A 15,302-nucleotide genomic window follows, 5' to 3' on the forward strand; every position below is an offset into this window, starting at 1 on the left:
CGGTCGCTCATGACTTGGTCGCCCCCGCATCGGCGACGATCTTGATCGGTGTGGGCACCGGCGGCGCGACGCGCTGCAGCACCTGCGCGAGCACGGTCTCCTTCGGCCCGAAGGTCTGCATGCGGCCGTCCTTGAGCACCAGCAGCTGGTCGACGCCCTCGATGCCGATCGGCCGGTGTGCGACCACGATGACGACGGCGCCGCGCTCGCGGGCGCCACGCACCGCGCGGGTCAGCGCCTCGTCGCCTTCGCTGTCGAGATTGGAGTTCGGCTCGTCCAGCACGATCAGGAACGGATTGCCGTAGAGCGCGCGCGCCAGCGCGACGCGCTGCGCCTGGCCTGCGGAAAGCGCCGTGCCCTGCTCGCCGACCTGGGTGTCGTAGCCCTCGCGCATCTTGATGATCATCTCATGCACGCCGGCCTCCTTGGCCGCCGCGATGATGCCGTCGGACTTGGCGTCGGGATCGAACCGGCAGATGTTCTGCGCGACCGTGCCGGCGAACAGTTCGACGTCCTGCGGCAAATAGCCGACATGGCGGCCGAGCTGGTCCGACGACCACTGATCGAGCGCTGCGCCGTCGAGCCGTACCTTGCCGCGCGCCGGCACCCAGACGCCGACCAGCGCCCGGATCAGCGACGACTTGCCGGACCCGCTCGGGCCGATCACGCCGACGCCGCTGCCGGCTTCGACGGCGAAGGTGACATCCTGCACGATCGGGCGCTGGTCGCCCGGCGCAACCATGGTCACCGCCTCGACCGACAGCTTCTTCTCCGGCGCCTGCAGCAGCGTCTGCTCCGGCCGCGCCGGAATCTGCTGCAGCAGGCGGTTGAGACGCTGCCAGCTCTGCCGCGCGGCGACGAAGCTCTTCCAATGCGCGATCGCGAGATCGACCGGCGCCAGCGCCCGCGCGCTCAGGATCGAGCCGGCGATGATGATGCCGCCGGTGGCCTCCTGGTGGATCACGAGATAGGCACCGACCGCGAGCACGGCCGACTGCAGCATCATGCGCAGCACCTTGGCGACCGCACCGAGCCCGCCGCTCACGTCGCTCGCACGCTGGTTGCCGGACAGATATTCCTCGTTGGCTTCGTTCCAGCGCTTGTTCATCCGCCCGGCCATGCCCATCGCCACGAGCACTTCGGCGTTGCGGCGGCTGGAGGCGGCGAGATCGTTGCGCCGCGCCGCGAGCGACATCGCTTCCCTGGCCGGCGTGCGCGACATGTATTCGGTGATCAGCGTCAGCGTCACCAGGATGACGGCGCCGATCAGCGCCGTGACGCCGAGTAGCCAATGGAACGCGAAGCAGATCAGCATGTAGAACGGCAGCCAGGGCAGGTCGAAGAACGCGCCGGGCCCCATGCTGCCGAGGAAGGAACGCACATTGTCGAGGTCGCGCAGCGGCTGCAGGCCCTCGCTGCGATTGCCGGCCATCAGCGGCAGCCGCACGATGGTGTCGAACACCCGCGCATTGAGCGCTTCGTCGAGCGAGGTGCCGACGCGGCCGAGGATCCGTCCGCGCAACAGATCGAGCACGCCCTGGGCCATGTAGAGGACCGCAGCGATGACGACGAGGCCGACCAGGGTCGGAACACTGCGGCTCGGCAGCACGCGGTCGTAGACCTGCAGCATGAACATCGAACCTGTCAGATACAACAGGTTGATCATGCAACTGATGAGGCCGACGCCGATGAAGGCACTGCGGCATGCGCGCAGCGCCTCAGCCAGTTCGGAACGCCGGACAGCGGGCGCGGCTGCCATAAAAACCGATCTCTGCAAAACAAAAGAGTTACGTGATCGCCATGTTGTACAGACGTTTGCGACCACCGTCCATTTCAAGTCGCGCCAACCAAAGCATGGTTCGCGGCCTATTTTTGTGATCCCACAGACAGTTGACGGAATAATTAGGGTTAACCTGCCGCGAAACCCGGACCCGCAGCGGGTGCGCTTCTCGGAAAGGGCACGAGAATGACCGACATCGAGACCCGGCCGATTTCGCCTTCCACGTCGAGCAATACCCCGCTGCCGACGCCGAGCCCGGCCTCCGGGCGCCAGCGGGCCTCGGCGCGAACGCCGACCCACTCGCCACGCGGTGGCCGGAACAGTTGCACCGCAAGGTTCGGATTGGGGTCGGCCACCACATCCTGCACCGGGCGCGCGATGCCGTGGGTCCAGTCGGCCGGACCGAGCACGCGCGCCAGCGGGCCGGCATCCGCAGTCACGCTATGATGCATGCGAAACCAGGCGGCATCGCCACCGGCACGGGCTTCCATTGCGTCCATGAACCAGCTGCGGCCATGGACCGCGTGCGGGCTGTGCAACGGAAAGCGCGTGGGATCCACCGGGTCGGCTGCGCTGCCGTGAAAACCGGGGACCTCGACCGCACGTTCGCGCGACAGCGTCACGCGCACCGTCGCACAGGGCTGCTCCTCGCCGGCCGGCCACAGGGTGTTGTCGACGACGCTGACCCGGCCGCCCTCGGTCAAGACGGTCACTTGCGTGCGCAATTCCGCCATCGGCGTCGGCCGCAGGAACCAGGCAGAAGCCGATATCGCGGTGCCCCAGTTGCGCGGACCTGCCATCGCCTCGACCTCGGCGGTCAAGAGACTTGCGACCGCTCCGCCCTGGAGGCCTGCGAACGGCCCCGCCGCCAGCGCGGCCGGCTTCCAGTGATGCGGCGTGACGAGCGGTTCGAAGATAGCCAAGGCGGATGAGATCTCCTGAGGTGAGCAGGATTGAGCGCGGGAGCAATCTGATCCAGAAATAGCGACCATGACAAAAGGCCATTCATCACTTCAGGTGAACAGGATTCACCCATTGGATGCCCCGGATCCACGGGCCATCCCACCGCTGCCGGCGCTGCTCGCCTTCGAGCGCGCGGCAACCCAGCTCAGCTTCCGTCGCGCCGCGCGCGACCTGTCGCTGAGCCCGTCGGCGATCAGCCATCAGATCCGCGGACTGGAGCAGCAGTTCGGCACGAAGCTGTTCGTCCGCGGCGCGCGCTCGGTGCGGCTGACCGCGGACGGCGAACGTTACCTTGCAAAGGTGTCGGCCGCGCTGGCGACGCTGCAGGAGGCGAGCCGCGAGATGCTGCGGCAACGCGGCGAGGCCAGTGGCGAGCTGTGGATCAGCTCATTGCCGTTCTTCACCAGCGCCGTGCTGCTGCCGGCGCTGCCGGAGTTCAAGCGGAGTCATCCGCAACTGACGCTGCGGATCGAGGCCACGCACCAATATGCCGACTTCAACGGCTCGCGCGTCGATGTCGCGATCCGCTACGGGCGGGAACATGCCGCCGGGCTGAAGGTCGAGCCGCTGGTCCAGGTCAGGGGATTGCCGGTGTGCACGCCGGCGATGGTCAAGGCGGGGCTTCGGAGCCCCGCGGACCTGTCCCGCGAGGTGCTGATCCATGTCACGACGCAACCGCGGGCGTGGCCGGCCTGGCTGAAGGAGGCCGGGCTGCCGCATCTCGCCCCGCGCGGGCATCTGTGGCTCGACAGCGTGCCGGCGATGCTGGACGCCGCCGAACACGGGCTCGGCGTGGCGCTCGCAATGGTGCCCCTGATCAAGGCGCGGCCGGGCTTCGGCAAGCGGCTGGTGGCGCCGTTTGCGTTCGAGGCCGCGCATCACGAGACGATCTACCTGGTCTCCCGCACCGAGCAGGCACGAGACCGGCGGATCGCGGCTGTGCGGCGCTGGATCGCCGACGCGGTGGCGCGGGCATCCTAAACCACGGCGACCGCCGGCTCTGCGAGAACGCAGCGCGCCAGATGCCCGGGCGCGGTTTGCACGCTGGGCGGCAATTGTTCACTGCAGCGCGGCTCGGCGAACTTGCAGCGTGGTGCAAACGAGCAGCTGGCCGGTGCGTGATCGAGCGAGGGCGGCGTGCCCGGAATGGTCTCGAGCCGCTGACCGCGCGTCGCGCCGTGAATGGTCGAGGCCAGCAGGCCCTTCGCATAGGGATGAACCGGCGTGCGCACGATATCGCGCAAGGCGCCCTGCTCCACGATCTGGCCGGCATACATCACCGCGACCCGATCACAGATCTCGATGGCAACGCCGATGTCGTGGGTGACGAAGATGACGGACATCCCGAACTCGCGCTGCAGCTCGCGCAGCAGCAGCAGGATCTGGATCTGCACAGTGGCATCGAGCGCGGTGGTCGGCTCATCCGCGAGCAGGATCTTCGGCTTGCAGGCCAGCGCCAGCGCGATCATCGCACGCTGGCGCATGCCGCCCGACATCTCATGCGGATAGGACTCGAGCCTTCGCTTCGCGGACGGGATCCGCACCACTTCGAGCATCTCGAGCGCGCGCGCGGTGGCGTCGCGCTCGCTCTTGCCCTCGTGGCGCATCACCGTCTCCGCAATCTGGCGACCGATGGTGTAGACCGGATCGAGCGCCAGCGCCGGCTCCTGGAAGATCATCGAGACGGTCTGGCCGCGGAATGCGGACAGCGCCTCATCATCCATCGCCAGCACGTCCCGACCGAGCACATTGACGCTGCCGGTGATCTGCGTGCGCTTCTTCGGCAACAGCCGCATCAGTGCGCGCAGCGTCACGCTCTTGCCCGAGCCGGACTCGCCGAGCAGCCCCAACACCTCGCCCTCGCCGAGCTGTAGGCTGAGATCGTTCACGGCATGGACCGTACGATCTCCGGTGAAGCGGATGTTGAGGTTGTTGATCTCGACGAGACTGGTCATGCGAGCTTGGGTACCCTGGCGTGGAAATCGGTCGCCCGCTGGAAGGCGGCGCCGATCCGGAGCAACACCGCTTCCTCGAAGGAGCGGCCGATCAGCTGCATGCCGACCGGCAGACCCGCCTTGGTGAAACCCGAGGGGATCGAGAGCGACGGCAGGCCGAGATAGTTGACCGGGCGGGTGAACCGCGTCAGGCGCTGGATCACCGCCTCCGCGCCCGGGCCATTGCCGACGTCGCTCTCGGCGATCGTCGGCGCCGGCACCGGGGCCGACGGCGCGATCACCGCATCGACACCGCTGACCGCCGCGTTGTGCGCAGCGAGCGCGGGTCCGCGCCAGCGCATCGCCTCGAGGTAGGTCACCGCGGGAATGGTGAGGCCATTCTGCAGCCGCATCAGGACCTGTGCGCCGTAGTCCTGCGGCCGCTCGATCATCCAGCGCTTGTGGTAGGCTGCGGCCTCGGCCGCGAGCACCAGTTGCGACGCGGCGCTGAGCTGGCGCTGATCGGGCAGCTCGACCTTGACGATCTCGGCGCCCTCCTTCTTCAGGGTGGCCACGGTCTCGTCGAGGATGCGTGCCACCTCACCATCGAGGTCGTCGACATAGAACGCCGTCGGCACGCCGATCTTGAGACCCTTCAGCGATTGTCTCGTCGCAGCCAGATAGTCGGGCACCGGCTGCGTCGACGCCGTCAGATCCTCGGGGTCGGCGCCGGCCATCAGGCCGAGCAGCAGCGCGCAGTCCTCAGCGGTCTGCGCCAGCGGACCGACGGTATCGAGCGACTGCGACAGCGGCATCGCGCCGGCCCGGCTGACGCGGCCGACCGTCGTCTTGAGGCCGGTGACGCCGCAGAAATGCGCGGGCATGCGCACCGAGCCGCCGGTGTCGGAACCGAGCGCAGCAAAGGTGAGCCGCGCGGCGACCGCCGAGCCCGAACCCGACGACGAGCCGCCGGTGATGTGCGCGACGTTCCAGGGATTGCGCACCGCGCCGTAATGCACGTTGTGGCCGGTCGGCCCATAGGCGAACTCGACCATCTGCAGCGAGCCGAGCCGGACCTGCCCGGCATCCTTCAGCCGCTGCAACGCCGTCGCGGTCGTCTTCGGCACGAAGTCGCGGCGGATCAGCGAGCCGCAGGTCACGACCTTGCCGGCCTCGTAATACATGTCCTTGTGCGCTAGCGGCACGCCGTGCAGCGGCCCCCGGCTGTTGCCCTTGGCGAGCGCGGCATCGGCTTCGGTCGCGGCCGCAAGCGCCTGTTCGGACTCGATCGCCATATAGGCGTTGAGGCGCGGCTGCCATTCCGCAATGCGATGCAGCACGGCGCGCGTCACCTCATGCGAGGAGACCTTCTTGTCGGCAATCGCCTTGGCGACCGCGGTCAGCGTCATCAGGGCCGGATCAGAGCTCATTTCGACACCTTCTGCGCCAGCAGGAAGCTCGCGGGTTCGAGATCGAACGGCAGCGTGCCGGCGATCGGCGCGAAGCCGTCGAATGCTGGTCCGATCGAATTGGCGATGCGGGTGGCGACATCGTCATCGGCGGGCACGTCGGCGACGTGCGCGATCACCTTGACGTCCTTGGGAGTTGGTCTGGTCATGCCGCGTTTTCTCCTTTTGCTTTTGCCGGCGCGCGGCTGTGCCCCGAGCCAGCAATGGCCATGTAGCACGCCGCTTGATGGCCCATTGTATCGAGATCGCTGAGTTTTGGTGTGTCGTTTGCGCAGAGCGGCTCCGCAAACGGGCAACGGGTATGAAACCGGCAGCCGGCCGGTGGATCGATCGGATTGGGCGGATCGCCCGAGATCGGCGGCACCTCGGTGCGCCGGTCGGGATCGGATGACGGCATCGCCGCCAGCAGCGCGCGGGTATAGGGATGTGCCGGCGCGTCCCAGACCGCGTCGACCGGGCCGAGCTCGACGACTTCGCCGAGATACATCACCAGCACGCGATCGGAGATGTAGCGGACCACGTTGAGATCGTGGCTGATGAACAGGTAGGTCAGGCCGAATTCGCGCTTCAAATCGGCGAGCAGATTGAGCACCTGTGCCTCGACCGATTTGTCGAGCGCGGAAACCGCCTCGTCGAGGATCACGAGCCGCGGCGACAGCGCGAGCGCGCGGGCGATATTGACGCGCTGGCGCTGGCCGCCGGACACTTCGTGCGGATAGCGGTTGGCGAAGATCTCCGGCCGCAAGCCTACCTTGCCGAGCAGCTCGCGCGCCAGCGTCCGCGCGGTGTCATCGGCCATGCCGTGGACTTTGGGTCCGAAGGCGATCGATTCCTCGATGGTGAGGCGCGGGTTGAGCGAGGCGTAGCTGTCCTGGAACACCATCTGCACGCCGCGCCGCAAATCGCGCAGCGAGAGCGCCGGGCCGACCTGCCGGCCGTCAAAGATGATGTCGCCGGCATCGCGCGCCATCAGATGCATCAACAGCCGCGCGGTGGTCGACTTGCCGCAGCCGGATTCGCCGACAATGCCGACGGTCTCGCCCTTCATGACCGCGAAGCTGACGTCGTCGACGGCACGCACGGTCTTGCGCGGGCTGAACAGCCCGCCGCGCACCGGGAAGTGCTTGGTCAGTCCCTTGACCTGCAGCAGCGGCTGCGCGGCGCCGCCGATATCGGCGACGGGCTCGAGCATATCGACGGAGAGATTTGCCTCGATCATGTCTTAGTTCCTGATGTCCATGGCGCTGCGCATGCCGTCGCTGAGCAGATTGAAGCAGATCGAGACCGCGAAGATCATCGCGCCCGGCAACGCCGCGACCCATGGATTGACATAGATCGCGGTGCGCAGCGTGTTCAGCATCAAGCCCCATTCCGGCTCCGGCGGCTTGGTGCCGAGCCCGAGGAAGGAGAGACCGGCCGCGAGGATCATCGACACCGAAATCAGGCCGGTGGCGTAGACGAAGATCGGGCCGAGCACATTGCCGAGCATGTGGACGCGCATGATGGTGAACGGACCGGCGCCGGACGCGCGCGCCGCCTCGACGAAGTCCATATTGCGGACACCGGTGGTGACGCTTTCGGCGACGCGGGTGATCTGCGGCACGAACACGATGGTCAGCGACACGATCGAATTGGTGATGCCGGCGCCGAGCGCGCCCGAGATCGCGATCGCGAGCAGCACCGAAGGAAATGCGTAGAACACATCGACGGTGCGCATGATCGCGGTGTTGAGCTTGCCGCCGACGTAACCGGCGACGAGGCCGAGCGAGGTTCCTATCATAAAGGCGAGGATCACCGGCAGGATGCCGATGACCAGCGACAGCCGTCCGCCGTAGATCAGCCGCGCCAGCATGTCGCGGCCGAGTTCGTCGGTGCCGAGCGGATAGCCCGGCGTGCCTATGTGGCGGAGACGACGGATCATCGAGCCCTGATAGGGATCGGCGAGATGCAGCCATGGCGCCAGCAGCGCGGAGGCAAAGATCAGCACCAGGATGACGGCACAGGCCATGCTGACCTTGTCGCGCCTGATGCGGCGCCCAACTGTCGCCCAGTAGCCGCGCGCCTTGGTCGCGGGGGCGGCCTGCAATGCAGTATCTGACATCGCACTCATGCGCTGGCTCTTTGTTGGAGCATGATCTTGCCGAAAAACCGGTCCCCACTTTTCCGGATCATGCTCAGCTCCGCTTGATGCGCGGATCGATCGCGGCCTGCGCGATATCGACCAGGAGATTGAGCAGCACGAAGAACAGCGCCAGCACCAGGATCGTGCCCTGCAGCAGCGGCAGATCGCGCTGGAAGATCGCGGAGTTCAGCAACAAGCCCGAGCCCGGCCAGGAGAACACGGTCTCGATCAGGATCGAGCCGCCGAGCATGTAGCCGAGTTGCAGACCCATCACCGCAAGCGCGGTCGGCGCCGCGTTCTTGATGACGTGACGAAACACCCCGGTCTCGCGCAGGCCCTTGGCGCGCAGCGCCTCGACAAAATCCTGGCTCAGGATGTCGCCGGTCAGCGCGCGCACCGTGCGCGTGACGATGCCCATCGGGATCACCGAAGTGGTGATCGCGGGCAGCACCAGATAGCGCAGATGCTCCCAGTCCCACGCCCAGGCGCCGGAGCCGCCGGGACCTGCGCCGACCGCGGGCAGCCAGTTGAGCTGCACCGAGAAGATGATGACCAGCACCATGCCGAGCCAGTAATGCGGCAGCGAGACGCCGGCGATGGCAACCGACGTCGCGACCTTGTCGACCCAGGTGTCGCGAAAATAGCCGGCGATCAGCCCGAACAGCAGGCCGAGCGTGAAACCGATCATCGCAGCCGCAATCGCCAGCATCACGGTGTTGCCGACCGCGCGCATCACTTCCGACAGCACCGGCCGCCCGGTGGCGATCGAATTGCCGAGATCGCCATGGATCGCGCGCCATAGCCACAGACCGAATTGCACCGGCAACGGGCGATCGAAGCCGTAGGCGCTGCGCAACTGCGCGGCGAGCTCCTGCGAGGCATCGGCCGGCAGCACCGCGACCAGCGGATCGCCAGGCGTGATGTGCACCAAGAGGAAGCACACCAGCGCAACGCTGAGCACGATCGGAATGACGTAGACGATCCGTCTGGACGTATAGGCGAGCACGTTGGGTTCTTTCTTCCTTCTCCCCTTGTGGGAGAAGGTGGCGCGCAGAGCGCGCCGGATGAGGGGTTCTATCCGCGGATACAGTCATTTCGGCGAGGAGCGTCCGCGGAGACAACCCCTCACCCGGCTTCGCTCTCGCGAAGCCACCCTCTCCCACAAGGGGAGAGGGCACCTAAGAGCGCCGCGCGTTATCTCACGGCACGACCGAGACCGGCGAGAAGTCGACGAACCAGCTCTTCGGCTGCACAAAGCCCTTGACCTTCGGGCTCATCGCGCGCGGCGCAACGTCGTGAGCGACGTACAGGAACGCCGCATCATCGACCGAGGCGGCGTGCAGTTCGGCAAGCGCGGCGTCGCGCGCTGCCGGTTCGAAGGTCTGGCGGGCCTTCTTCACCAGCTCATCGAACTTCGGATTGTTGATGAAGCCCCAATTGTTCGAGACCGGCGGCGCCATGCCGGATTGCAGGAAGCGCACCAGCGCGAAGAACGGATCCATCGCCGCATAGGTGACGTTGGTCGCGTTCGATCCGTTGGCCGACGGATCCTTGGCGCCGCGCCGCCAGTTGGTGAACAGGGTATTCCACTCGATGACGTCGAGCTGCACATCGAAGTAGCACTCGGCCAAGGCCTGTTGCAGATACTCGTTCATCGGCAGCGGCAGCATCTGGCCCGAACCCGACGCCGAGGTCTGGATCTTGACCGTCAGCTTCTTGTTCGGACCGAAGCCGGCCTCCTGCATCAGCTTCTGTGCGGCCGGCTTGTCGTATTTGATCTGGAAGGTCGGGTTGCCGCGCCAGGGATGGCCGGGCTCGAACGTGCCCGTGGCCGGTACCATCAGCCCCGCGAGCAGGCCGTCACGCAGCCCTTCGCGATCAACACAGAGATTGGCGGCCTTGCGGACGCGGATGTCATTCCACGGCGATCCTTCGACGCGGGAGAACTGCCACGGCCAGACATGCGGCTCCTCATTGGAATAGAGGTTGAAGCCACGCTGCTTGATTTCGGGCAGCGCGTCAGGCGCGGGCGCCTCGATCCAGTTCACCTGCCCCGACAGCAGCGCCGCAGTGCGCGCGTTGGCCTCGGGCATCGGCAACAGCACCATCTTGTCGGTCTTCGGCACGCGGGCCTTGTCCCAGTAATTCTCGTTCTTCACCAGCTCGAGCCGCTCGCGCGGCGTGAAGCTCGACATTTTCCAGGGGCCGGTGCCCGAAGCGTCCTTGGCGAACGCCGCCCCATGCGGCCTGCGACTTCGCCTTGGCATCGGCACCTTCGGCCTTGTCGTAGAATTGCTGCCACTTGGCCGGGCTCGCCATGAACAAATTGGTGAGGTTGATCGGCAGGAAGCTGTCCGGCTCCTTGGTGGTCAGCTCCACCGTCATGTCGTCGATCTTGCGCGCCGAAACCAAGGTCGGCATGCGCGAGGCGGTGACGCCGACCTGGCTCGCATCGTATTGCGGCGCGTCCTGCTTCAGCACCTTGTCGACGTTCCAGACCACGGCGTCGGCATTGAACGGCGAGCCATCGTGAAAGCTGACGCCGGGACGCAGCTTGAAGACCCACTTGGTCTTGTCGGCATCGTCGACCTTCCACTCGGTGGCGAGGCCCGGGATCATCGCGCTCGCCTTGTCCGACGAGGACAGGTCCCACATCGTCAGCGCGTCGTACATCGTGAGCCCAGTGAAGCGATTGCCCTCAAAACCCTGGTCGGGCTGCCCGAGCGTGCGCGGAATATTCGGCAGCCGTCATGCCAATGCGCAGCACAGTCTCGGCGCTGGCGATCGCCGGCACACAATTGGCGATCGCAAGCGCCAGCATGATCGCCGTCGCATTGGTCTTCCTGTTACGCATCTGAGCAACCCCTTCGAAGTCTGGTGACGTTTTAGTGATTATTTCTTGGGCAAGCGTATGCAATGCCTGTGCCAAGGGGAATAGTTCTTCAGCAAATAACCGCTAGGCGCGTCATTTCTTCCCACCTCGCGCCCCAACCGTGCGAAGATGCCTATTCTGGCATCATGCTTGCAGGATTTGGCCCCGACTTCCCACCAACGGAGCCTTCATATGCGCGCGCGCAATTCGATCCTGACGGCGGCAATGGCGCTCGCCCTGACCGCGGGCTGGCCGGCCATGTCAGCGCGAGCAGAGTCCATTGTGCGCTACGGCATTTCGATGGCCGACATTCCGCTGACGACCGGGCAGCCCGATCGCGGCGCCGGCGCCTATCAGTTCACGGCCTACACGATCTACGATCCGCTGGTGGCCTGGGAGATGGATGTCGCCGACCGGCCGGGCAAACTGGTGCCCGGGCTCGCGACCGAATGGAAGGTCGACGATAGCGACAAGACCAAGTGGCGTTTCACCCTGCGCAAGGGCGTCAAATTCCACGACGGCAGCGACTTCAACGCCGACGCGGTGATCTGGAATCTCGACAAGGTGCTGAACGACAAGGCACCGCAATTCGACAAGCGGCAGAGCGCGCAGGTCAAGACCCGGCTGCCCTCGGTCGCAAGCTATGCCAAGATCGACGACCAGACCATCGAGATCACCACCAAGACGGTCGACTCCTTCTTCCCCTACCAGATGCTCTGGTTCCTGGTCTCGAGCCCCGCGCAATATGAGAAGCTCGGCAGGGACTGGGACAAGTTCGCCAGCCAGCCCTCCGGCACTGGCCCGTTCAAGCTGACCAAGCTGGTGCCGCGCGAACTCGCCGAGCTGACCAAGAACCCGGACTATTGGGACAAGAAGCGGCTTGCGAAGGTCGACAAGATGATCCTGATCCCGATGCCGGAGGCGCTGACCCGCACCAACGCGCTGCTGGCCGGTCAGGTCGACCTGATCGAAACGCCGGCGCCCGACGCCGTGCCGCAGCTCAAGGCCGCCGGCATGAGGATCGTCGACAACGTGACGCCGCATGTCTGGAATTATCATTTGAGCGTGCTGCCGGGCTCGCCCTGGACCGATATCCGCCTGCGCAAGGCGCTCAACCTCGCGATCGACCGCGATGCGGTGGTTGGCCTGATGAACGGCCTGGCCAAGCCGGCCAAGGGCCAGGTCGACCCGTCGAGCCCATGGTTCGGCAAGCCGAGCTTCGAACTGAAATACGACCTCGCGGCCGCCAAAAAGCTGGTGGAGGAAGCCGGCTATTCAAAGGACAAGCCGCTGAAGACGACCTTCATCATCGCCCAGGGCGGCACCGGGCAGATGCTGTCGCTGCCGATGAACGAATTCCTGCAGCAGAGCTTCAAGGAGATCGGCATCGACATCGACTTCAAGGTCGTCGAGCTCGAGACACTCTATTCGCACTGGCGCAAGGGCGCGGCCGACGAGATGAACGCCGGCATCACCGCCAACAACATCGCCTATGTCACCTCGGATCCGCTCTACGCCATCGTGCGGTTCTTCCATTCCGGCCAGGTGGCGCCGACAGGCGTCAACTGGGGCGGCTACAAGAATCCGAAGGTCGACGCGCTGATCGACGAGGCGAAACAGACGTTCGACAGCGCGAAACAGGATGCGCTGCTGGCGCAGGCGCACGCGCTGATCGTCGACGATGCCGCGCTGGTGTGGGTGGTGCACGACACCAATCCGCACGCGCTGTCGCCGAAGGTGAAGACCTTCGTGCAGGCGCAGCACTGGTTCCAGGATCTGACGCAGATCGGTCTGGAGTAGATCTCTCGTCGTCCCGGCCTGATGCGCAATTGCGCACCAGGCCGGGACGACATCGAATGTGCGTCGCCTATTTCGTCGTCAACGCGAAGGCGCCGTCCCAATCGTCCGGCGGCGGCTCCTTCTGGAAGGCGCGGATGCGCGCCTCGTAGAGGCGGTAGAGATATTGCAGCGTCTGCGCCTCGTCGGTCTTGCGGCCGCGCTCGATCGCGGCGAGCGCACCGTCCCAATCACGGCTGCGGTAGCAGGCGAGCATTTCGATGGTCAGGTTGCGCAGCCGCTGGAAGCGGCCGGAACCGGCCACGTCCTCGCGGCCGGCGATCGCATAGATCACCTCGGGCTCCTTCTTGCCCTTCACCATGATGAAGTCGAGTTCGAGGATCGCGAACTTCTCCTTCACCGCGAGCGCGGTCTTCGATCCCACGATGATCGGGAAGCCGTATTCCTTGGATTGCCCCTCCAGGCGCGCCGCCAGATTGACGCTGTCGCCGAGCACCGAATAATTGAACTTGAGATCAGACCCCATATTGCCGACCACGCAGGTGCCGGTGTTGAGGCCGACGCCGATGTTGAGCGGCACATAGACGTGGCCACCGTCCTGCGCTTCCTGCTCGCGCTTGCGGTTGAGGTCGCCGACGTGCCCCAGCATGTCAAGCGCGGCGTCGCAGGCGTTGAGCTGGTGCTGCTTGTCGTCGAGCGGCGCATTCCAGAATGCCATGATGGCGTCGCCCATATATTTGTCGATATAGCCTTTGCGGGCGAGGATCGCGTTGGTGAGCGGCGTGAGGAAACGGTTCATCAGCGCCGTGAGGCCTTGCGGATCGCGCTTGTAGGTTTCCGAGATCGAGGTGAAGCCGCGCATGTCCGAGAACATGATGGTCATCTCGCGCTCTTCGCCGCCGAGCACGAGCCGCTCCGGCGATTGCGCCAGCTGCTCGACCAACGCGGGCGACATGTACTGCACGAATTGCGACCTGATCTGCCGGCGCTGCTGCTGTTCGCGCACGAAGGCGGAGAAGATCAGCGTGAGATAGATCGCCGTGGTCGACATCAGCGGATAGGTAAAATCGATCAGGAGCCGATGCTGGGAATAGAAATACCAGGATGTGCCGGTCAGCACCGAAGCGAACATCCCGCCGACGACGACCAGCGTGATCGGACCGAACTTCGGCGCGAAGGCGATGACCAGGAGCCCCATGATCAGCGCGGCGAAGAACTCGATGCCGATGCCGTAGTTCGGTTGCGAAACCACGTCACCGGTCAGCGCGCTCTCCAGCACCTGAGCGTGAACCTCGACCCCGGGCATCGCCGGCGTCACCGGCGTGGTCTTGATGTCGTTGAGCCCGACCGCGGAGGTGCCGATCAGGATCAGCTTGCCGGCGATCCTGTCCGGCGGCACCCGCCCATCCAGCACATCGACGGCCGAGACGTAGATCGAGGGGTCACGCCGCGCATAGTGGATCCAAAGCTGGCCGTGGAGATCGGTCGGGATCGCAAAGCCCTTGATCCCGAGGCTCTTGATGCCGGCCTTGTCGGCCTTGATCAGGATGGTGCCCGAGCCGGCCGCCACCCGCAGCATTTCGAAGGTCAGCGACGGCATGGTGATGCCCTGGGCGACCATCATCATCGGCACCCGCCTGACGATGCCGTCGCGTTCCGGCCTGATCGTGAACAGGCCTCGCCCGGCCGCGGCCTCCTCGAGCACCGGCACGTTGCGCAACAATCCCGGAAACTGGAACATGAAGCTCTGCGGCTCCTCGCCGAGCATCGCAAGCCCGGTGACCGGCAGCTTTTCGTTGAGGTCGGCGCGCACGTTGGGGCCGCCGGACTCGCCGAGCACCACGCGCGAGTTCTTGATGGCGTCGGCCAGGATGCTGTCGTTGCTCGGCAGCTGCCGCAGCCTGGCGCGCATCTCCTCATCCAGGCTGCTGAACGTATCGGCCGCGATATCGGGGTTGAGACGATCGGGCTCGGAGAACACCGCGTCGAACGCGATCACTACGGCGCCGAGCCGGGTGAGGTTGATGACGATGTCGGCAAGCCGAGTCCGCGGCCACGGCCATTGCCCGAGCCGGGGGTCAGCGAGGCTCTTCTCGTCGATATCGACGATGGTGACTGGCCGCGCGGTCTTCTGGCGCGGTTCGAGCACCTGGAACGTGTCAAACGTCCTGACGCGGAGCTCCTGCACCGGAGCCGGATCCGCGATCCGCAGCGCGGCAATGCCGATCAACAGCGCCACGCAGGCCAGCCGCGCATAGCCGAAGCGCCGTCCGAACCACCTTCGTATCGCCTTCAGCCGTTTCATGCCGTCTGGATATCACGCGCGGAGAGTTGTTCCAATCAAGCAGTCGTTGCGCAATGCAGG

11 protein-coding genes and 1 pseudogene are annotated in these 15,302 nt (G+C 65.7%); 2 read left to right on the forward strand and 10 right to left on the reverse strand.

Annotated features, from left to right (window positions below; translation table 11 throughout):
* Window positions 1-7: 7 nt before the first annotated feature.
* Window positions 8-1,759: a type I secretion system permease/ATPase gene (locus ACVWW1_RS27505; RefSeq protein ID WP_456658072.1), complete on the reverse strand. Its 1,752-nt coding sequence runs from the start codon at window positions 1,757-1,759 to the stop codon at window positions 8-10.
* A gap of 149 nt (window positions 1,760-1,908) precedes the next feature.
* A complete protein-coding gene (locus ACVWW1_RS27510; RefSeq protein WP_456658073.1) occupies window positions 1,909-2,703 on the reverse strand; it encodes an acyl-CoA thioesterase domain-containing protein in 795 nt (264 codons plus the stop codon).
* Window positions 2,704-2,815: 112 nt separating this feature from the next.
* On the opposite strand from ACVWW1_RS27510, the gene ACVWW1_RS27515 reads away from it, so the two are divergent.
* On the forward strand, window positions 2,816-3,724 hold the full coding sequence (locus tag ACVWW1_RS27515) for a LysR substrate-binding domain-containing protein (protein ID WP_456658074.1): 909 nt from the start codon (window positions 2,816-2,818) through the stop codon (window positions 3,722-3,724).
* Here the strand turns inward: ACVWW1_RS27515 and ACVWW1_RS27520 are convergent.
* The 7 genes and pseudogenes from ACVWW1_RS27520 to ACVWW1_RS27550 form a co-directional block, all read right to left on the reverse strand.
* The gene (locus ACVWW1_RS27520) at window positions 3,721-4,698 is read right to left on the reverse strand and encodes an ABC transporter ATP-binding protein (RefSeq protein WP_456658075.1); all 978 of its coding nucleotides are present in this window, start codon (window positions 4,696-4,698) and stop codon (window positions 3,721-3,723) included. The two genes, ACVWW1_RS27515 and ACVWW1_RS27520, sit on opposite strands and share 4 nt — an antisense overlap.
* The gene (locus ACVWW1_RS27525) at window positions 4,695-6,107 is read right to left on the reverse strand and encodes an amidase (RefSeq protein ID WP_456658076.1); all 1,413 of its coding nucleotides are present in this window, start codon (window positions 6,105-6,107) and stop codon (window positions 4,695-4,697) included. Before ACVWW1_RS27525 ends, ACVWW1_RS27520 begins: the two co-directional genes overlap by 4 nt.
* Window positions 6,104-6,295: a hypothetical protein gene (locus tag ACVWW1_RS27530; RefSeq protein ID WP_173640277.1), complete on the reverse strand. Its 192-nt coding sequence runs from the start codon at window positions 6,293-6,295 to the stop codon at window positions 6,104-6,106. Before ACVWW1_RS27530 ends, ACVWW1_RS27525 begins: the two co-directional genes overlap by 4 nt.
* Window positions 6,292-7,365 carry an ABC transporter ATP-binding protein gene (locus ACVWW1_RS27535; RefSeq protein WP_456658077.1) on the reverse strand — a complete coding sequence of 358 codons (1,074 nt, stop codon included), beginning with the start codon at window positions 7,363-7,365 and terminating at the stop codon, window positions 6,292-6,294. The genes ACVWW1_RS27530 and ACVWW1_RS27535 overlap by 4 nt, the downstream gene beginning before the upstream one ends.
* 3 nt (window positions 7,366-7,368) lie before the next feature.
* Window positions 7,369-8,256 carry an ABC transporter permease gene (locus tag ACVWW1_RS27540; protein WP_456658078.1) on the reverse strand — a complete coding sequence of 296 codons (888 nt, stop codon included), beginning with the start codon at window positions 8,254-8,256 and terminating at the stop codon, window positions 7,369-7,371.
* A gap of 64 nt (window positions 8,257-8,320) precedes the next feature.
* Complete coding sequence (locus ACVWW1_RS27545; RefSeq protein ID WP_176528672.1) at window positions 8,321-9,274, reverse strand: ABC transporter permease; 954 nt, start codon at window positions 9,272-9,274, stop codon at window positions 8,321-8,323.
* A gap of 193 nt (window positions 9,275-9,467) precedes the next feature.
* Window positions 9,468-11,089 (reverse strand): annotated as a pseudogene (locus ACVWW1_RS27550) (ABC transporter substrate-binding protein).
* A 243-nt stretch (window positions 11,090-11,332) separates the two neighbouring features.
* Between ACVWW1_RS27550 and ACVWW1_RS27555 the strand changes: the two are divergent.
* A complete protein-coding gene (locus ACVWW1_RS27555; RefSeq protein WP_207834705.1) occupies window positions 11,333-12,940 on the forward strand; it encodes an ABC transporter substrate-binding protein in 1,608 nt (535 codons plus the stop codon).
* Window positions 12,941-13,007: 67 nt separating this feature from the next.
* Here the strand turns inward: ACVWW1_RS27555 and ACVWW1_RS27560 are convergent, their stop codons facing one another.
* Window positions 13,008-15,242: a CHASE2 domain-containing protein gene (locus tag ACVWW1_RS27560; RefSeq protein WP_456658079.1), complete on the reverse strand. Its 2,235-nt coding sequence runs from the start codon at window positions 15,240-15,242 to the stop codon at window positions 13,008-13,010.
* Between the last annotated feature and the right edge of the window lie 60 nt (window positions 15,243-15,302).

It is taken from the genome of Bradyrhizobium sp. JR3.5, from assembly GCF_054057015.1.